Here is a 17,864-nt window from a genome sequence, read left to right as displayed (position 1 = left end):
TGGCCGGGCTTGACCCGGCCATCCATCGCTATTCTTTGTGGCTAGATGAATACGCGGGTCGTCTAGCGCGAAGACGCGCTTCGCGCTTTTGCCCGCGCATGACACCTGAGTGTTTGGCTGAGTATTGGCGCGCTAAGCGCCTTACAGCATTCCCAAGGCCTGCAGATAGGTCTCGAGGATGGTCTCCTGCTCGGCACGCTCGTTGGCGTCCTGTTTGCGCATGCGGATGATGGTGCGCAGCGCCTTCACGTCGTAGCCGTTGCCTTTGGCCTCGCCATAGACGTCCTTGATGTCGTCGGAGATCGTCTTCTTTTCTTCTTCAAGGCGCTCGATACGCTCGACGATAGCCTTGAGCTGGTCCTTGGCGAAAGAATGTGTCGCCTGATCGTCCAGCACGGACGCAGCGGAGGTGGCCATCGAAAACTCCTAGTGAACTGATGTTGCTTGAAGCGGATATGGGTGGGTTTGAGTGCGCAGCGTTATGCGCGCATTAATCTTAAGGAAATGACACTCAAGACCACGACGCCCTGCGTCAAGGCGCCTTCGCGGTCATCCACAGCGCCCCCACAGCTTTGATTTCATGCCTCAAAAAGACTAGAAATTGTCAGTGCCCGCTGTGCGCTTTCTTCATGGCCTCAATTTGTTCGGGGTTGGCCTCGGCCTGATGCAGCGATTTCCAGGTCTCGTAAGGCATGCCGTAAACCGCTTCGCGGCTCTCATCCTTGGTCATCGCCACGCCCTTGGCGTCGGCAGCGTCCTTCAGCCAATTTGACAGGCAGTTCCGGCAGAAGCCGGCCAGATTCATCAGGTCGATATTCTGCACATCGGTGCGACCACGCAAATGGTCAACCAGCCGGCGAAAGGCGGCGGCCTCGAGTTCGGTCTGGATCTTGTCGTCAATCGCCATGAAATGGTCTCGCTGTTGCACCCGATACCGGCCTGTCGTCTTCGTGTAACATGGGCGCTGTCACAGATTTTGCCATATCATACCGCAAACCGCCTGGCGGGGCAGAATTGGTTCCGCGACCGTTGACAGGCCCGCCCGGTCACGCGAAATCGTCAACGAATTGAGATAGCTTCGCCGCATGACCGCAAGAGATTCCCATTCCCGATCATTTCGACGCGTCCCCCTCGCCGGCCTGTTGCCGGTGCTGGCGCTGGCCCTGTCGTGCCTGTGGGCGAGCCCCGCGGCGGCTGATTTCCGGCTGTGCAACAACACCTCGAGCCGGGTCGGGATCGCGCTGGGCTACAAGGATGCCGAAGGCTGGACCACCGAGGGCTGGTGGAACGTCTCATCGCGAGCCTGCGAGACCTTGCTACGCGGAACCCTGGTTGCCCGGTATTATTATATCTACGCACTCGATTACGACCGGGGTGGTGAGTGGTCGGGTCAGGCCTTCATGTGCTCCCGCGACAAGGAATTCACTATCAAGGGCACCGAAAACTGCCTCGCGCGCGGCTTTGACCGGACCGGTTTTTTTGAGGTCGACACCGGCGAACAGCGTGCCTGGACGGTGCAACTGACCGAAACCAACGAACAACCGCCGAAGCTGCCGGGCATTCCGGGGCCGACCGGACCACCACCAGGTGCCCCCGGCGCGGGCTTCCCCGGTCTGCCCAACACGCCAGGTGGCGCGCCCCCGGGCGGGTCAACGACCCTGCCGCCATCAGTACCGCCGGGAGGCAAACAATGAGACGTCAACGCCGCATCAAGATTCTGGCCACGCTCGGCCCTGCCTCCTCCGACAGCGCGATGATCCGCAAGCTGTTCGAGGCTGGTGCCGACGTGTTCCGGATCAATATGAGCCACACGTCGCATGACAAGATGCGCGAGCTGGTGAAGACCATCCGCAATGTCGAGAGCAGCTACGGCCGCCCGATCGGCATTCTGGTCGATCTGCAGGGCCCGAAGCTGCGCGTCGGCGCCTTTGCCGAAGGCGGCGTACAGCTCAAGAACGGCGAGAGCTTCGTGCTGGATTCCGATCCCGCGCCGGGCGACGCCACCCGCGTGCACCTGCCGCATCCGGAAATTCTCGCAGCACTTCGCCCGGGCCATGCGCTGCTGATCGACGACGGCAAGCTGCGGCTGATTGCCGAGGAAACCACCAGCGAGCGCGCATTGACCCGCGTCGTGGTCGGTGGCCGCATTTCGGACCGCAAGGGCGTCAGCCTGCCCGACACCGACCTGCCGGTCTCGGCCATGACGCCGAAGGACCGCGCCGATCTCGAGGCCGCGCTGGAAACCGGCATCGACTGGGTCGCCTTGTCCTTCGTGCAGCGCGCCGAGGACGTTCATGAAGCCAAGCGACTGGTGCGCGGCCGCGCATCCATCATGTCGAAGATCGAGAAGCCGCAGGCGATCGACCGTCTCGATACTATTCTGGAAGCGTCCGACGCGCTGATGGTGGCGCGCGGCGATCTCGGCGTCGAACTGCCGCTGGAACGGGTACCAAGTCTACAAAAGCGCATGACGCGCATGGCGCGCCGCGCCGGCAAACCGGTGGTGGTCGCTACGCAGATGCTGGAGTCGATGATCCAGAGCCCGGTGCCGACTCGTGCCGAAGTCTCCGACGTGGCGACGGCCATCTATGAAGGCGCGGACGCCGTCATGCTGTCGGCCGAATCCGCCGCCGGCAAATTCCCGGTCGAAGCCGTCTCGACGATGAACCGCATCGGCGAGGAAGTAGAGCGCGATCCGACCTATCGCACCGTACTGATGGCCCAGCGCCCCGAACCTGAGCCGACCGTCGGTGACGCCATTGCTGACGCCGCACGACAGATCGCAGAAACGCTGGACCTGTCTGCGATCATTTGCTGGACCAGCTCAGGATCCACCGCCGTCCGCGTCGCCCGTGAACGGCCGAAGCCGCCGGTGGTAGCGATCACGCCGAACCTCGCCGCCGGTCGCAAGCTCTCGGTCGTGTGGGGCGTACACTGCGTGGTGGCGGAGGATGCGAAGGACCTCGACGACATGGTCGATCGCGCCGGACGCATCGCTTTCCGTGACGGCTTCGCCAAAGCCGGCCAGCGGGTCATCATTGTCGCTGGCGTGCCGCTCGGCACACCAGGTGCGACCAACATGGTTCGCATCGCTTATGTCGGGCCAAACGACCCAGATATGTAGTTCACTGACACAACCTCTCCCCACGATTGGCGGGGAGAGATTGTATCCGCCGCCTGAGGCTTAACCCAGCAGCGTCGCGTCGAGCGTGATTTCCGCGTTCAACACCTTCGACACCGGGCAGCCAGCCTTGGCCATGGCGGTGAGTTCGTCGAACTTCGCCTTGTCGGCGCCAGGAATAGAGGCCGAGAGTGTCAGGTGCACTTTGGTGATGGCGAAACCATCGCCCTGCTTCTCCAGCGTCACGTCGGCCTTGGTTTCCATGTTGTCGGCTTTGAACCCTGCTTCGCCAAGGATCAGCGACAGCGCCATGGTAAAACAGGCGGCATGGGCCGCGCCGATCAGCTCTTCAGGATTGGAGCCCGGCTTGCCTTCGAAGCGGCTGGCGAAACCATACGGATAGTCGCTGAGCGCGCCGCTCTTGGTGGAAATCGATCCCTTGCCGTCCTTGATGCCACCCTGCCATTTGGCCGAACCGAAAGTCGTGGTCATGCAATTCTCCTCAATTTGGGTTGAAGTCGATCGAACGGGAGATTAGCGCAAGGCGGCCTTCGCTTTTGTGTCAGCGGCCGAGATCATGCCCTCGATCTCCCCCATGATAAGATCAGGTGCAGCGTTTTGCACCATGTGACCAACGCTCGGCAGCACGATTAGTTTGGCGCCTGGCACAGTTTTCGCAAAATGACGTGAATGAATCTCCGGCGATACGATGGTGTCGGCTGAGCCTGCGATCACCACGGTCGGGGCTTTAATATCGGCATAGCGCGATGCCTGCGCCACGACGGCGGATTTCAACGTTACCAGATCCCAGGCATTGGCGAGGAAGTTGCGCGGTCGCAACACCAACTGCGTCGCAGTCTGCGAGATGTAGCCTTCGGGCATGATCTCCGGTGCGAACACTGCACGTCCGCCCATGTCCGTCAGGAAATAGCCAAGCGGCAGCGTGATCGTATAGGCCAGCAGCTTGCCGATCACCGGTGTGGTGACGACCTCGTTATAGATGCCAACGCCACCGGGCCAAGGATGAGTGACACCCGCCAGCATGACCAGTCCCGCGACACGCTTAGGATAGTCCAGCGCCATCAGCGCGCCCAATGCGCCGGCAAGCGAATGCACCACGACGATCGCCTGATCAACACCGAGTTTTCCGAGCGCTTCGTCGATCATCCTCGCCTGCATCGCCGGAGAAGAGTTCGACAGATCGTCACGCAAGCTCCAGCCAAAGCCGGGACGGTCAATCAGGATGACGCGGTGTTTTTCTGCCAGCATATTGCCGAGCGGCAGCCGCATGGTTTCCATATTCGACGTGGCGCCATGGATGAGGACAATCGGCGGGCCTGATGCATCGCGTGGTCCGATCTGCACCACATGCAGACGGCCGCCCGTGACGTCGACAAGCTCACCCGTTGGCGGATATTTTCGCTCGAATACGAGCACGCCAACCTGTGTGGCCACGGCCAGTAGGCATAGCGCGACCATCACAGTGACTGAGATCATCGCCAATATCCGGGGATTTTTGTGCACGATCCAGCTACGCGACGGCACCCTGAGGGTTTCGCGCCACTTACGCGCTAACGCCAAGACGACCAATGCCCGGCAGTTTGATCGCGGGCCGGCGGATGTCGAGGCCGAATACGGCACCGAGCAGATTGAGCTCGATCCCTTCGACCCAGCCTGCGGTAACACCGAAATAGCCGCCCAGCGTGGCGCGTACGCCGGTGCCCGAGGGTGTCCAGCCAAAGGCATTGCCCGCATAGGGAAAATCCTTGCCGATGGCGGTGGGCGGCAATGCCACCTGCAATTCGGGCACGGCGGCCAGAACGGCCGCGACGAATGTGTTGGAGTTCGGCCCCGGCCATGCCCGATAGTCGCCGTAAGAGCGCCAGGAGTAGCCGGCGATCGCCGCCTGAATCTTCGGGATCATCGCCGTGGCCGCGTCACCATCGGCGGATGCGATGGCGCTCGGCACGTCACCGAACCAGCGGCCGTCAGCGGCAAAACCATTCAGGCGGATCGGCTCGCCCCATGCCGTATAATCATAGCGGGTATAACGCGACGCGCCCTGTTCCTTGAATACGATCCAGCTATGGACCGCAAAGATACCGCGCCAGCGCACGGTCCGCGCCGCGAAGACGCGCACCAGTGCCTCGGGATGCGCGGCGGGCGGCGGCAACAGGCCGGCGCTTGAACGATCCGCGCTCTGCCAGTCTACCGAGCGATCACCCATCCAGTATCTGGCTGCCGACACAACGATGGGAGCGACGAGAAGCGCGAGCAGGACAATCACAAATTTTCTCACCGAGGAAAGGCCCGTGGAGGGAGTTAATGTTGTGGATATGGGGGCAGTTTGCCGCTTTGCCACGGCGGCCGCGACGAATGGCCAGCAAGAACTGTCCACGCTATCCACAGGAACGCATTCGTTCCCGCCCGGTTATCGCCATGATCAGGCGGCGGACTGACGCCATGATCTGAACTGGAGATAGTTCCATGACGCCCCGCCCCACCGATGCTGTGATCGATGAAATCATTTCTACCTGTAATGGCGACTTGCGCGGCGCGCTTAAGGCTTTGCTGATGGTCAATGAGCAACTGGAAGCGGAATTGCAGCAACTCTATGCCGCTTCACCCCAGTTCGGTGCTATCCGGCCCGGCAATAACGTCCTGCACTAGATCGACAGACGCACCTATTCTGGATCGTCCTTCTCTTACGGCTCGTCTTTGTCTTCCACTTTCGGACATTGTGGAATGGTGGAACGCGTGCGCGTATTGAACTCGCGCCATTGCGCCCCGCGTAGCCGTAACTTTGGCTAAGGAGCTGCCGCATCGTCGAAAGGCAGCGATAGTGACTAGCCGGCGCGGCGCTGCGCTGACTTGCTCTGCTGGATATCTGCGTCATTGTCCTCTGCAGCTTCAGTGGTCGGCGGAGGCAACTGCACCAGGACGGTCTGTCCGGGTGATGCGATCTCGATACCTTCTTCCTGGAAGCGGATTTTCATGCGGCGATTGAATTCGCGCTGCACCGCCCAGCGGCCGGAATCGGTACACCGGATCTGCCCGACGATCGTCGCCATCGAACCATCGACCTTGTCGACGCCCCACAATTCGAGATCGCTACGGATCAGCGGCTTGAAAGCTGCCTCATTGCGCATCTGCTCGACGATGTCCTTCAGCAACTGGCCGGCGCGGTCGGTATCTTCCTTGTAAGCCACGCTGACGCTGACGGCCGCGTTGCCTGCACCGCGGCTGGCATTGGTGATGGTGGTCACCGCGCTGAAGGGAATGATGTGAACCGAACCATCGCCGGCACGCAGCCGGATGGTACGGATCGAGACGTTCTCCACCACACCCGACAGGCCCGACACCGTGACGTTGTCTCCAACCTGCACAGTGCTTTCCAGCAGCAGAAACAGGCCGGTAATCACGTCCTGCACCAGCTTCTGCGAACCGAAGCCGATAGCGATACCGAGGATGCCGGCACCGGCGAGCAGCGGCGCAACATTGACACCGATCTCGCTCAGCGCGGTGAGCGCAACCACCGCGATGATTACACCGAGCAATGTCGTGCGCAGCATCGGCTGGAACGTGCGCAGACGCGCCGCGCGGGCGAAATGAGCATCGCGCGTCAGCGCCGCGAGCTGACGCTCCATCAGCGCATTGCTACCTTCCCACACAACCGCAGCGACAATGGCAGCGATGCCGACGGTGATGACAGCCGAGACGACCCGACTGCCGATCTGGCCGCCATAGAACCAGACAACGGCATTGACGCCCCACACTTCCAGCAAGGCAACCAGGCCGATCACGGCGATGATCGTTGCGACGACCTTGCGCAACAGCGGCAGATAACGATTGGCACGCGTCTCAAGACCCGGAAAGCGCTGCAGGATTTCCGGTTTGATTCGGAAACCGCGATCGATGAGACTCAGCGCAATCATCGAGACGAGCCGGGCCACCAGCGCGACAATGATCGTGCCGACAATGTATCGCAGCAGCAATGCATAGCCGTTCTGGATATTGAGCGCCCAGATGGTCCAAGCCGCCATCACGACGACGATCGCCAGCACATGCCAGAGGCTGGCGAGGCGATTGCGCATCGCGCTCAGGAAGCCCGTGGCGCCGATCGGCGCGCGGAGTGCATCGGCAACGGGCTTCCGGCACTGCAGCACGATGACGACGACAAACAGATGCACGACCAGCATTACGAGCTTGATCAGCGCGAAATGCGCCGAGCGATAGAGGCCCATCATCAGGGCAACATTGGCGATTGCGATGCCGGTGGCGCCGACGCCGACGATACGACGCGTCCAGATTTCGAGATAGGCTGCGGTCTCCTCCTTCACCCTGAACAGAGCGAGCGGCCCGAACAACGCGCGCATCGCACAGATGATGGCGCGCGCCACCACATAGCTGTTTACGATCGCAAGGATCGCGAGGCGCGTGATCCCGGCATCGCCGATCTGGGTGCCGAGCAGCAGCGATACTGTGCCGGTAAAGACGAAAATCGGAAACAATTCGAGGAGAAGCCGCCCGACCACATAGGGAAGCCGCAGCAGCGATTGCCACGCCCGAGTCAGGCTGCGCCGCCGTTTGTTGAGATCGGGCGCCTCGGTGAAGTCGGCCGTGGACGACGGTGGATCAGCACGTTCGACGAGCGAGGATGGCGCACGGGCGACGAAAGGAATGCGCGCCTCGAGCGCCGCCTGCGGCTTGCGCAGCAGCCAGACCATGAGCCATTCCGCCGCCAGCGCACCGCCGAATACGACAACAAGCTTCCAGGCGATGTCGAATAGGAGATGATAGGTGGCGGGATCGTTGGCGCTGCGCTGCAGCCAGTACCACAGGGCCGGAAAGCGCGTGACCGATTGCACGGCTGCCGAGACCTCGTGCGTGATATCGCCGAGCTGATCGGAAATCGTCACCAGCAATTGCGCACCCAGACTGTCGGCGTCGAGCGGAATGGCCGGCTTCTTCTCCGGCGATGCGGGTGTCGCCGCGGCGATCGCCCGCAACGTATCGATCATCTCCTTGCGCTTGACGTCGTCCTGCAATGTGTCGAGCGCAGCCTTGGCCTGATCGGGGGACAGCGTCGAAGCTGCAGGCGCCGACGGCGCATCAGCTTTCTGCGCCAGCGCAGGGCTGGTCACAGCAGCCATCGGTGCGGCCATCAACACACATAGCAAAGCGAATAGCGGAAATGACTTCGGCGCCAAAAGGTGTCCCTTCCCGAGGCTTGGAAAACGCCCTTTTCGCCCGTTTCCTGTGTCAGAAGTTTGATTCCCCGGCGACGATGTCTTGTTTTTCCATCGCGGGCAGCAGGGATGCGTCAAAGCGGGGCCATGTTCCCGCGATGTCCCGCGAGCGCCCCGACTTTCAAGGGATTTCAGATATCGCGGCCTTCGACCTTCTCGGTCAGGGTCTTGACCAGCTCCGGCACCTTTTCGAGATGCGGATTGACCGCAAGTGCCTTGCGGAACGCATCAAGCGCACGCTTGTCGTCGCCCAGCTCCTGCATGATCATGCCAAGCCCTGCCAGAGCACCGAAATGCCGGGGTTCGCGTATCAGCACCTGCTCGATATCCTGCAGCGACCGGGTGTAATCGTTCTGCAGGTAATACAGCGTGGCGCGCCGATTCCAGCCCTCGACGTAATCCGGGCGCAGCTTCACCACCGCGCTCAACAATTGCAGCGACAGATCAACCTGCTTGGCGTCCAGCGCCGTCTTGGCACGGGTCATCAGCAGGGCGGTTGTGTCGCTCGTGGTCTGAGACCACAGGGCCCAGATCCGGCCTTCGACGTGTTTGGCGCTGGCTTCGTCCGGTGCCGCTTTCAATGCACCAAACAGGAAATCGAGGCCGCGCGTCTTGTCGGCGTTGACCTTCGGCAGTTTGGCAGGTGGCTCGGGAATCTTCTTCGGCGCATCCGGGGTCACGATCTGCGGATCTTTGACCTGCGCGCAAACGGGTGCTGCGCCCAGAAATGCGCTCAGCAGAATTCCAAAACCTGCGGCAGGGATTCTCAATGCCATGCCGCAAGTCTAGACACGAAAAAACGCGCTGCAAAGCAGCAGCGCGTCAAACACCTGTGATGTCGAGAGCCAGCCGGCAAAATGCCGGCCGAGCAGCAACTCAACCCTGGCGAGCCTTGAAACGGCGCTGGGTCTTGTTGATCACGTAGACGCGGCCCTTGCGGCGGACCAGGCGGTTGTCGCGGTGACGACCACGCAGCGATTTCAACGAGTTACGGACTTTCATCGGTCAATCCTGATAGCTTGCGATACTGACGTCAAAGGCCGTGCGCAGCAGGCCGAAATCAGCGAAAATGAGCTTGAACCCGCTGGCGACCAAGTCGCCCGGGACCCGCGGTTTCTAAGCCATCGGGCGGCGGACTGTCAATCCGATCCAGGCATCTGGCGACCACCGGATCAATATTTGCAGGTATTTTGGTGGTTTGAGAGTCCGGGAACAGTCACCGGACCCTCAAACCCGTGCGGATCACTCTTGCGGAACATTCGCGGTTTTCACCACTGCGCCCCACTTCTTGATCTCCGAATCGACGAAAGCCGTGAATTCAGCTCCCGTCAGCTTGCCCGGCTCGACGCCCTGAGTGGCGAATTTCTCGCGGGTCGCGGGTGCCGCTAGGATCTCCTTCATGGCCGCGACCAGCTTCGTATAGGCCGGGCTGCCATTGGCCTGCGGCATATACATGCCGAACCAGGCGGTCGCCTCGAACCCCTTTACGCCGGCCTCATCGAGGGTCGGGGCGTTGGGGAGCGAGGGCGCTCGGGTCAGACTGGTGACCGCGAGCACACGGATGTTGCCCGCCTCCGCAGCAGGCAAAACAGTCGGCAACGTATCGAACATGATCGGAATATGGCCGCCGATCAGGTCGTTCATCGCCGGCGCGGCGCCCTTGTAAGGGATGTGCTCGATATTGATTCCAGCCATCTGCTTGAACAATTCGCCCGACAAATGATTGGCGCCGCCGACGCCGGCCGATCCGAAGGACAGCTTGCCGGGCTGCTTCTTCGCCAGATCGATCAACTCGGCGACCGACTTCGCCGGAAAGTCCCTGGTCACAACAAGCGCATTTGGCGCCGTCGCGATCAGGGCGATCGGCGAGAAGTCCTTCTGTGTCTCGTAAGGCAGACTCTTGCGCAGGCTCGGATTGATCACGTGATGCGTGGCCGTGACCAACAACACGCTACCATCGGCGGGCGACTTCACGACAACTTCCGAACCGATCGTGCCCGATGCGCCGGGCCGATTCTCAACGATCGTGGTGACGCCGAGCTTCTCGCCGAGATATTGCGCAACGAACCGCGCGAGGATGTCCGTCGTGCCCCCCGCTGGAAACGGCACGATGATCTTGATCTGACTGACTGGAAAATTCTGCGCCAGCGCGCCCGACAACATGACAAAAGTCATCGCCAGACACGACAGGGCGAGCCTCGTGAGCTTCTTCATTTCGATCCCTTGCCTGTTCTTGTCCGGCGTGCGGACTATGCCGCACGCCGTTGCATTGAGCCACTAGGCTGTCAGCGGAAATTCGACCATCGCCTCACCGGTCGCGACCTTCTCGTCGTTCTGGTTCTTCACCAGCACGTCGATCAGCACCCAGCGCGACTTCTCGGTGGTCTGCTTGGCCTTGATGATGCCAACAGGCTGGATCGTGTCGCCGGGCTTCACCGGCTTGACCCAGCGCGTTTCGAGACGGCGATGGATGGCGCCGGCAGGATAGGCCCAGTCAGTCAGCATGCGGGTGATCAGCCCGAAATTATTCATGCCATGCATGATGATGCCGCCGAAATTGGTCTTGCCGAATGAGTTCTTCATGTAGTTGTCGTCGAGATGCAGCGGATTGTAGTCGAGCGATCCGTCGCAGAAGAGCCGGATCGACTCGCGCGACACTGCGAAGCTCGGACCGTCGATGGTGTCGCCGGTGGAGAGTTTGTCAAAGCTGGTTGTCATGATTGATCTCCTTGCCACACTCACATCGGGCGGATGGTCTGGCCGCGGCCAGAACAGATGACGTCGCCACGCTGGTTGAAGAACACGTTGTCGTGGACCACGAACAGCCGCTCGCGCTTGATGAACTTGTCGAGCGCGCGGGCCTGCAGGGTGATGGTGTCTCCGGGCCGTGCCGGGATGTTGTAGCTCCAGGACTGGCCAGCATTGACGGTGCCAGGTGTGCGCATCCAGTCGTCGGCCGGCGTGCAGGAGAACATCAGCAGGATGTGGATCGATGGCGGCGCGATCAGACCGCCATAAGGCGACGCCTTCGCGTAAGCCTCGTCGAAATACAATGGGTGGTTCTCGCCAACCGAGCGGCAATAAAGCTGGATCGCCTCCCTGGTCAGAACATAAGGCAGCGTCTTCCGTGGCTCGCCCGGGACGATCTCATCCCAGACCTTGCGCAGGTTCGCGTCCTTCCAGAAATCGGTTTCAAAAGCTTTCGCTTGCGCCATAGCGCTTTCTCCACTATCGTTCACCAGGCGAACTTTATGACCGCCTTACGAACAACTATAGACGCGGTTTCCCGGGACTGACAAGTCCGAACCGGTAGGATGGTGCATGGCCAAAGAGAGTGACGGCTTCGTTCGGGCAATCGCCCGTGGTTTTGCGGCCGTCGAAGCGCTGGGTCGCCCACCGGGTCGGCACACGCTCTCGGAAGTCGCCGCGATCGCGGGCCTCAGCCGCGCGACGGCGCGCCGAATGCTGGCGACACTGATCGTGATGAAATATTGCGAAGCCGATGGCCGCTATTTCAGCCTGCGCCCGCGGGCGCTGGGGCTTGGCCTTTCCTACCTCAATGCACTGCCTTACTGGGGCTATGCGCAACGCGCTTTGGAAGACCTGCGCAACGAAATCGGCGAATCCTGCTCGCTGGCTGTGCTGGACGAGACCGAGATCGTCTATGCGCTGCGATTGCCGGCGCAGCGCATTCTCTCAGCCAATCTCGCCGTCGGCAGCCGCCTGCCCGCCCACGTGGTGTCGCTCGGCCGTGTCCTGCTGGCGGCCCTGCCGCCGGACCAGCGTGCGCACTATCTCACCACTACCGAATTCAAGCAGATCACCCCACGCACCATCACGGATCCCGTACTGCTGGAACGGGAGCTCGAACGCGTCGAAGCCGAAGGCTATGGCTGGATCGACGGCGAACTCGATCCCGCGATCTGCGGCATCGCCGTCCCTGTCCGCGACCACGGCGGCCGGGTCGTGGCGGCGATCAGCATAAATGCCATCTCAGGCACCATGGACGAGGCGACGGCAAAGAAGAAATACCTGATCCCGCTCCGCCGCACCGCGCAGGATATCCGGACACAGTCCTTCTCCACCGGCTAGGTCGGCAGCGTTCCCCGCCTTTCATTCAGCAGGCCGGTTTGCTAGAGCAACCGCCAACGATAATGATGACAGTGCGGGAGACGCGGGACATGAAATTGCTCAATCCGGACGACTTGGTCGCCATCGACATCCACACCCATGCGGAAGAGCCATGCGGCTGCCACGCCGACGACGGCTATGACGATTTCCAGGCCCGCATGGCCGAGTATTTCAAGTCGCCACACAAGCATCCGCCGACCGTCGAGGAAACCGCTGCCTATTACCGTGACAAGAAGATCGCCGCGGTGATCTTCCCGGTCGACGCCGAGCGCGAAACCGGATTCCGCCGCTACAACAACTACGAGATGCTGGAGATCGCCAAAGAAAACGCCGACGTACTGATCCCGTTCGCGTCGATCGATCCGCACAAGGGCAAGCTCGGCGTGCGCGAGGCACGCAAGCTAATCTCCGAATACGGCGTCAAGGGTTTCAAGTTCCACCCGACCATGCAGGGCTTCTACGCCAACGACCGCATGGCCTATCCGCTCTATGAGGCGATCCAGGAAGGCGGCGCTATCGCGTTGTTCCACACCGGCCAGACCGGCGTCGGCTCCGGCATGCCCGGCGGCATGGGAATGCGGCTGAAATATTCCAACCCGATGTATATGGACGACGTTGCGGTCGACTTTCCCGACATGAAGATCATTCTGGCGCATCCCTCCTTCCCCTGGCAGGAAGAGGCGCTGTCGGTCGCGACCCACAAGCCCAACGTCTACATCGACCTGTCCGGCTGGTCGCCGAAATACTTCCCGCCGATCTTGGTGCGCTACATTAATTCGATCCTGCAGGATAAGATGCTGTTCGGCTCCGACTGGCCGGTGATCATGCCGGATCGCTGGATGGCCGACTTCGCCAAGCTCGACATTCGCGACGAGGTGCGTCCGAAGGTCCTGAAAAACAACGCACGGAAACTCCTGGGCATATGACGAACAACGATCTGCCGCGCAAACTTGCGGATGCCCGGCAGATCGCTGCCATTGCCACCGGCTTCTCGCTGCCGTTCTCCACCAGCGGTCAGGCTATCGCGGTGTCGATCTTTGCAGTGCTCGCGCTGCTGACACTCGACCGCGATCGTTTCATCGCCACCTTGCGGAAGCCTGCGGCCTATTTGCCAGTCGCGCTGTTCGCGCTGATCCTGGTCGGCGTGCTCTGGTCGATGCAGCCGCTTAGCGGCGCGATCAGATGGGTTGGTCCCTACGCCAAGCTGCTGCTGATCCCGTTGGTGATGGCGACGGCATTTACACCGAAACAAGCGCTACAAATCGCTTATGGCTTTCTTGCCGCCTGCATATGTCTTCTCGCCCTGTCATGGGCTGCGTTCTTGTGGCCCACAGGACCGTGGGGCTGGTTCAAGGCGCCCGGCGTGCCCTTCAAGGACAACGCGGTTCAATCCGGCTGCTTCGCACTTTGTGCCTTTGCTCTGGCGATCGGCGCGATGCGTATCTGGGTGCAGGACACCCGCCGCGCCATTGCGATGATCGTGCTCGGGCTTCTGTTCTTTGCCGACATTTTCCTGATCTATGTGTCGAAGACCGGCGCAATCATGGCCACCGCATTGCTCGGTCTGTTCGTCATCCATGCCGGCGGCTGGCGGCGCTCTGCCATTGTCGCGGTCGCAGCCATGATCGTGATCGGCATCGCACTGCTGACCTCGCCACAAGCCCAGCGCCGGATCGCGGAAATCAACTCGGACATCAACGCCAATAGCGGCCAGACCGCCGGGGGCGAAACGATCTCGACTGCATCGCGGCTGGATTTCTGGAGCAAGGCAGTCGGCTTCGTGAAGGCCTCGCCCATCGTCGGCCACGGCACCGGGAGCATCAAGCCGCTGTATCAGAGCATGGAGGCGACGAAGCCGTCGCCCTATGGCCAGGCGACGCCCGATCCGCACAATCAAACGCTTCATACGGTGCTGCAGGTCGGCCTGATCGGCGGGCTGCTGCTGTGGGCCATGTGGATCGCGCATGCACGACTTTTTTTCGCGCGCGATTATGCAAGCATCCTCGGCCAGGCGGTCGTGTTGCAGAACGTGATTGGCTCTCTATTCAACAGCCACATCTCGGCGGTGACGCAAGGGATGTTGTACTGTCTGGCAGTGGGATTGCTCGGCGCGCTCGTGCGCAATGCGCATTCGGAATGGACGGCCGGAAAGCGATAACTACTTCAGCTTCAGCCACCGCTTCAAATAACGCCGCCTGAACTTCTGCACGGCAAACTGTATGCGCAGCTGCAATTGCGCATGCCCTTTGCGATCGAGTGAGCTCTTGAACACGCCGTTGAGCGAGCCTTGCTCCGCCAGCGGCGGTTCCGGCCACAGGAACGGGATGCCCATGGCGGGATCGCCGGTGTTGAAGGCGATGTCGATAGGCTCATGCATCGGATGCCGCGCGATCCAGTCAAGTCGCGCCGAGGCTTCGGGCGCACCCAACACATAGGCTTCCATATTGCGCACGCGATTGCCGGGATAGACGATCTGGCCCGGGCGCAACTCCGACGCCGGGGTGTAAAAATTGGTCGCGGCGCCAAGATGCAGAATTCGTGGCCGCGGCCACTTTTCGGCTTCGTCGAGCACGCGCTTCAACTGGTCGCAGAAATCCGACACCAGCAGTGCGTCATCCTCGAAGATCAGCGCCAGATCCTGGCCGCGCTCGCGAATGCGCTGCATGGCGACCACATGTTTCAGCGCGCAGGATTTCTGCCTCAGCGTGAGGTCGGCGCCTTCGGCGAAATAAGCCCGATCGACATCGGAGGTGATCTCCTCGGCATCGAAATCCAGCACCCACTCGAACTCGATGCCCGCACGGTCGAGCTCGCACTGGATATGCTCCGTGCGCTCGGGCAACGATTTGGCATGGATCACATAGGCCGGCAGCATCGAGAGGTAAGCTCCAGAGCATCGCCCGGCACGGTCAGCCGGACAAGAGCCCGTATAAGGTCAAAACCGGCGTGAGGGAATGGCGGGGCAACGCCGCCCCGGTTCCCCAATGCACGGATGTGATTTCACTTTGTCGGCGACATGTGAGAGGGCGTGGCGGTATGTCACCGAGACCGCATCATGAGCCTTGAGTCCGTCCGCGCCTTTCTCACCGCCAACGCCCCCGAATTATCCGTCACCGTCACTGACAAAAGCTCGGCCACGGTCCTTCTCGCCGCCGAGGCGTTGGGCGTCGAACCCGGCCAAATCGCCAAGACGCTGTCGGTGCGGGTCGGCGACCGGGTGGTGCTGGTGGTGACCAAGGGAACAGCACGGCTCGACAATAAGAAGGCACGCGATGCACTTGGCGGCAAGCCCCGCATGCTGGGGGCCGACGAGGTCGTAGCCCTCACCGGCCATCCGGTCGGCGGTGTCTGCCCGTTCGGCCTGGCAACGCCACTACAAGTCTACTGCGACGTGTCGCTGAAGGAATTCGCCGAGGTGTGGCCGGCGGCGGGCTCGGTCAACAGTTCGGTGCGTATGTCCCCGGCACGGATGGCCGAACTGACCGGGGCCAGCTGGGTCGATGTTTGCCAGGAACCGGCGGCAGTGCAGGAGCAAGCTTGCGCGACGGGTTGAGGCAGCGAGAATAATTCACTTCCATTCATTGCCGGCAGAGAACAAGCCAACCGCCATCCGGCGCGAGAGCAGTGCGGGTATTGCTATTTTTGTCGGGGGATCGACTTCCCCCGCGCAAGGCACGATTTTCCGGATGTCGTCCCCGAGGACGCTCGGCTGCACAGCAATATATGCAGCCCAACCGGACAATGACCATGCGCTTCAAAGCCCCGTCTCATCGCCCGCAGTCGTCGAAGACCTGGAAGCAGGTGGTAGTGTCGATCGTGGCCGCAGCAGCAGCCGGACTGCAGTCCGCTGGCGCCTGAACGCGCCCTATAGACGTCGGGTTACGCAGTAACCGCTGGGGCCAAGTTCCCGCGTTATCAAAATCTTGAGGGTATATAGCTATGGTTGCATCCGGCCGTGTGTAAATCGGCGGGGGGACTCGAGATGCGGCTCGCGCCGATCACCGACGCCGACAGAAGCTGGGCTTCACTGAAGTCGCAGTGGCGGAAGGCTGCCGAGGCAGCCGAGGAAGACTTCTCCACTTACACCCAGGGCATTTTCGCGGCTTTGGACCCAGTCATGCAGGGCGGCAAGGGTGGGTTGTACGGCCTCTACGACGGCACCGTTCCGCAGGCGTTCTGTCAGGTCGGCAAACTTCTGATGCCCAAATTCGAAGGTCCGGTGCTGCGTTGCCGCTTCATGACCGTGTCGCCGACCTACGACTTCGGGAACGCCGGTCTCGATAAATACGGACAACTGCTGATCGAACTGTTTTCCGGCATGGTCTGGCTGTCGCGCAATGCCCTCTCCGCCAGCCATATCCAATTTCACCTGCGCAGCCCCGCGGACGCGCAATTCCTCGCGCCTTTGCAGGCTCCAGTGCCCGACTCGCCGTTCCAGCGCTTCGCCATTAACGGCGCCTGGGTCGAATGCGACCTCAAGCTGCCCGAACTCGAAACCATGTAAGCACGCACCGCCGCGATATGCCGCGCGCAACAAACTTGCGTAGCGACATCGGCGATGATAGCCCGGTTGTACGATGACCGGACAAGCTAAGCCGCGCACCAGGCGCAAGACAACCAATGGGGCCGCAGGCACGCCTTTGCTGCGACCGCTCAATCCCGTGCGCCGCCGCACCGAGGAGGTGGTCGAGCGTATCGCCGCCCAGATCACCGAAGGTCGCTTGCCAGCGGGCGCGCGCCTGCCGACCGAGCAAGCCATGATGGCGGCCATGGGCGTCAGCCGCACGGTCGTTCGCGAGGCGATTGCCGCACTCCGCGCCCGGGGTCTTGTAACCACCCGGCAAGGCGCCGGTGCCTTCGTCAACAACGAGCCCGATCAGCAGCCTTATGCCATCGACCCCGATGGTCTGGGCTCAATTGGCAGCGTGATCGAAATTCTTGAACTGCGCACGGCCGTCGAGATGGAGGCCGCGGCCATAGCCAGCGAGCGCGCCACGGCTGCCCAGATCAGAGCCATTGCCAAGGCGGCGGCTACCTTCAGCCGCGCCATCGCCAATGGCGACCGTGCGGTGAAGGAGGATTTCGACTTCCACTTCGCCATTGCCGTGGCGACGCAGAATGCGCGCTTCGTCGGCTTTCTGGAGTTCCTCGGCGGCCTCATCATCCCGCGCCAGAGCATCCGCACCTTCGATGGCAAGGTCGAATTGCAGAAGCGCTATCTCGAGAGCATCGAGAAGGAGCACCAAGTCATCGTCAATGCGATCAGCGCCCGTTCGCCGCGCAAGGCTCGCGATGCGATGCGCCGGCATCTGTTGAACGGCAAGGAACGCTACAAGCAGTTGTCAGTCGATCCGGTCCAGTAG

Annotated in this window: 21 protein-coding genes; 9 read left to right on the top strand and 12 right to left on the bottom strand. The window is 61.5% G+C overall.

Annotated elements, in window-relative coordinates; translation table 11 throughout:
* Nucleotides 1-141 precede the first annotated feature (141 nt).
* Both AB8A38_RS23775 and AB8A38_RS23770 read right to left on the bottom strand, forming a co-directional pair.
* Entirely contained in the window at nucleotides 142-417 is a 276-nt protein-coding gene (locus AB8A38_RS23775; protein WP_068728829.1) for a DUF2312 domain-containing protein, read from the bottom strand.
* Nucleotides 418-604: 187 nt separating this feature from the next.
* Entirely contained in the window at nucleotides 605-907 is a 303-nt protein-coding gene (locus tag AB8A38_RS23770) for a DUF1244 domain-containing protein (RefSeq protein WP_439087646.1), read from the bottom strand.
* A 178-nt stretch (nucleotides 908-1,085) separates the two neighbouring features.
* Here AB8A38_RS23770 and AB8A38_RS23765 point away from each other — a divergent pair, with 178 nt between their 5' ends.
* Both AB8A38_RS23765 and pyk read left to right on the top strand, forming a co-directional pair.
* Complete coding sequence (locus AB8A38_RS23765; protein WP_068728834.1) at nucleotides 1,086-1,694, top strand: DUF1036 domain-containing protein; 609 nt, start codon at nucleotides 1,086-1,088, stop codon at nucleotides 1,692-1,694.
* Nucleotides 1,691-3,124: a pyruvate kinase gene (pyk, locus tag AB8A38_RS23760; RefSeq protein ID WP_439087645.1), complete on the top strand. Its 1,434-nt coding sequence runs from the start codon at nucleotides 1,691-1,693 to the stop codon at nucleotides 3,122-3,124. Before AB8A38_RS23765 ends, pyk begins: the two co-directional genes overlap by 4 nt.
* 60 nt (nucleotides 3,125-3,184) lie before the next feature.
* On the opposite strand, the gene AB8A38_RS23755 is transcribed toward pyk, so the two are convergent.
* The 3 genes from AB8A38_RS23755 to AB8A38_RS23745 all read right to left on the bottom strand — a co-directional run bounded on the left by AB8A38_RS23755 (nucleotide 3,185) and on the right by AB8A38_RS23745 (nucleotide 5,408).
* Entirely contained in the window at nucleotides 3,185-3,613 is a 429-nt protein-coding gene (locus AB8A38_RS23755; protein WP_439087644.1) for an OsmC family protein, read from the bottom strand.
* 42 nt (nucleotides 3,614-3,655) lie between these two features.
* On the bottom strand, nucleotides 3,656-4,618 hold the full coding sequence (locus AB8A38_RS23750; protein ID WP_439087643.1) for an alpha/beta fold hydrolase: 963 nt from the start codon (nucleotides 4,616-4,618) through the stop codon (nucleotides 3,656-3,658).
* Nucleotides 4,619-4,685: 67 nt separating this feature from the next.
* Complete coding sequence (locus AB8A38_RS23745; RefSeq protein WP_439087642.1) at nucleotides 4,686-5,408, bottom strand: DUF3750 domain-containing protein; 723 nt, start codon at nucleotides 5,406-5,408, stop codon at nucleotides 4,686-4,688.
* Between the two features lie 200 nt (nucleotides 5,409-5,608).
* On the opposite strand from AB8A38_RS23745, the gene AB8A38_RS23740 reads away from it, so the two are divergent.
* Nucleotides 5,609-5,791, top strand: coding sequence for a hypothetical protein (locus AB8A38_RS23740; RefSeq protein ID WP_231079223.1), 183 nt, complete (start codon nucleotides 5,609-5,611; stop codon nucleotides 5,789-5,791).
* A 176-nt stretch (nucleotides 5,792-5,967) separates the two neighbouring features.
* Here the strand turns inward: AB8A38_RS23740 and AB8A38_RS23735 are convergent, their stop codons facing one another.
* The 6 genes from AB8A38_RS23735 to AB8A38_RS23710 all read right to left on the bottom strand — a co-directional run bounded on the left by AB8A38_RS23735 (nucleotide 5,968) and on the right by AB8A38_RS23710 (nucleotide 11,585).
* Nucleotides 5,968-8,286: a mechanosensitive ion channel domain-containing protein gene (locus tag AB8A38_RS23735; RefSeq protein ID WP_439087641.1), complete on the bottom strand. Its 2,319-nt coding sequence runs from the start codon at nucleotides 8,284-8,286 to the stop codon at nucleotides 5,968-5,970.
* A gap of 215 nt (nucleotides 8,287-8,501) precedes the next feature.
* Complete coding sequence (locus AB8A38_RS23730; protein ID WP_439087640.1) at nucleotides 8,502-9,146, bottom strand: tetratricopeptide repeat protein; 645 nt, start codon at nucleotides 9,144-9,146, stop codon at nucleotides 8,502-8,504.
* A gap of 100 nt (nucleotides 9,147-9,246) precedes the next feature.
* The gene (gene ykgO, locus AB8A38_RS23725) at nucleotides 9,247-9,372 is read right to left on the bottom strand and encodes a type B 50S ribosomal protein L36 (RefSeq protein ID WP_055038661.1); all 126 of its coding nucleotides are present in this window, start codon (nucleotides 9,370-9,372) and stop codon (nucleotides 9,247-9,249) included.
* A gap of 240 nt (nucleotides 9,373-9,612) precedes the next feature.
* The gene (locus tag AB8A38_RS23720; RefSeq protein WP_439087639.1) at nucleotides 9,613-10,584 is read right to left on the bottom strand and encodes a Bug family tripartite tricarboxylate transporter substrate binding protein; all 972 of its coding nucleotides are present in this window, start codon (nucleotides 10,582-10,584) and stop codon (nucleotides 9,613-9,615) included.
* Between the two features lie 63 nt (nucleotides 10,585-10,647).
* A complete protein-coding gene (locus AB8A38_RS23715; protein WP_320445514.1) occupies nucleotides 10,648-11,088 on the bottom strand; it encodes a MaoC family dehydratase in 441 nt (146 codons plus the stop codon).
* A gap of 20 nt (nucleotides 11,089-11,108) precedes the next feature.
* Complete coding sequence (locus AB8A38_RS23710) at nucleotides 11,109-11,585, bottom strand: MaoC family dehydratase (RefSeq protein WP_439087638.1); 477 nt, start codon at nucleotides 11,583-11,585, stop codon at nucleotides 11,109-11,111.
* 106 nt (nucleotides 11,586-11,691) lie between these two features.
* On the opposite strand from AB8A38_RS23710, the gene AB8A38_RS23705 reads away from it, so the two are divergent.
* The 3 genes from AB8A38_RS23705 to AB8A38_RS23695 all read left to right on the top strand — a co-directional run bounded on the left by AB8A38_RS23705 (nucleotide 11,692) and on the right by AB8A38_RS23695 (nucleotide 14,659).
* Complete coding sequence (locus AB8A38_RS23705) at nucleotides 11,692-12,462, top strand: IclR family transcriptional regulator domain-containing protein (protein ID WP_439087637.1); 771 nt, start codon at nucleotides 11,692-11,694, stop codon at nucleotides 12,460-12,462.
* Nucleotides 12,463-12,551: 89 nt separating this feature from the next.
* Nucleotides 12,552-13,427, top strand: coding sequence for an amidohydrolase family protein (locus tag AB8A38_RS23700; protein WP_093757365.1), 876 nt, complete (start codon nucleotides 12,552-12,554; stop codon nucleotides 13,425-13,427).
* A complete protein-coding gene (locus AB8A38_RS23695) occupies nucleotides 13,424-14,659 on the top strand; it encodes an O-antigen ligase family protein (protein WP_439087636.1) in 1,236 nt (411 codons plus the stop codon). The genes AB8A38_RS23700 and AB8A38_RS23695 overlap by 4 nt, the downstream gene beginning before the upstream one ends.
* On the opposite strand, the gene AB8A38_RS23690 is transcribed toward AB8A38_RS23695, so the two are convergent.
* A complete protein-coding gene (locus tag AB8A38_RS23690; RefSeq protein ID WP_439087635.1) occupies nucleotides 14,660-15,376 on the bottom strand; it encodes a glycosyltransferase family 25 protein in 717 nt (238 codons plus the stop codon). It lies immediately after the preceding gene.
* Between the two features lie 180 nt (nucleotides 15,377-15,556).
* Between AB8A38_RS23690 and AB8A38_RS23685 the strand changes: the two genes are divergently transcribed.
* The 3 genes from AB8A38_RS23685 (at nucleotide 15,557) to AB8A38_RS23675 (ending at nucleotide 17,864) form a co-directional block, all read left to right on the top strand.
* Entirely contained in the window at nucleotides 15,557-16,054 is a 498-nt protein-coding gene (locus AB8A38_RS23685; protein WP_439087634.1) for a YbaK/EbsC family protein, read from the top strand.
* 429 nt (nucleotides 16,055-16,483) lie between these two features.
* Entirely contained in the window at nucleotides 16,484-17,005 is a 522-nt protein-coding gene (locus AB8A38_RS23680) for a hypothetical protein (protein ID WP_439087633.1), read from the top strand.
* Nucleotides 17,006-17,078: 73 nt separating this feature from the next.
* The gene (locus AB8A38_RS23675) at nucleotides 17,079-17,864 is read left to right on the top strand and encodes a FadR/GntR family transcriptional regulator (protein ID WP_439087632.1); all 786 of its coding nucleotides are present in this window, start codon (nucleotides 17,079-17,081) and stop codon (nucleotides 17,862-17,864) included.

The sequence above is a fragment of the Tardiphaga sp. 839_C3_N1_4 genome (assembly GCF_051811045.1).
Lineage (GTDB): Bacteria > Pseudomonadota > Alphaproteobacteria > Rhizobiales > Xanthobacteraceae > Tardiphaga.
Note: the sequence above shows the minus strand (reverse complement) of the source record. Positions and strands in the feature narration are given on the sequence as shown.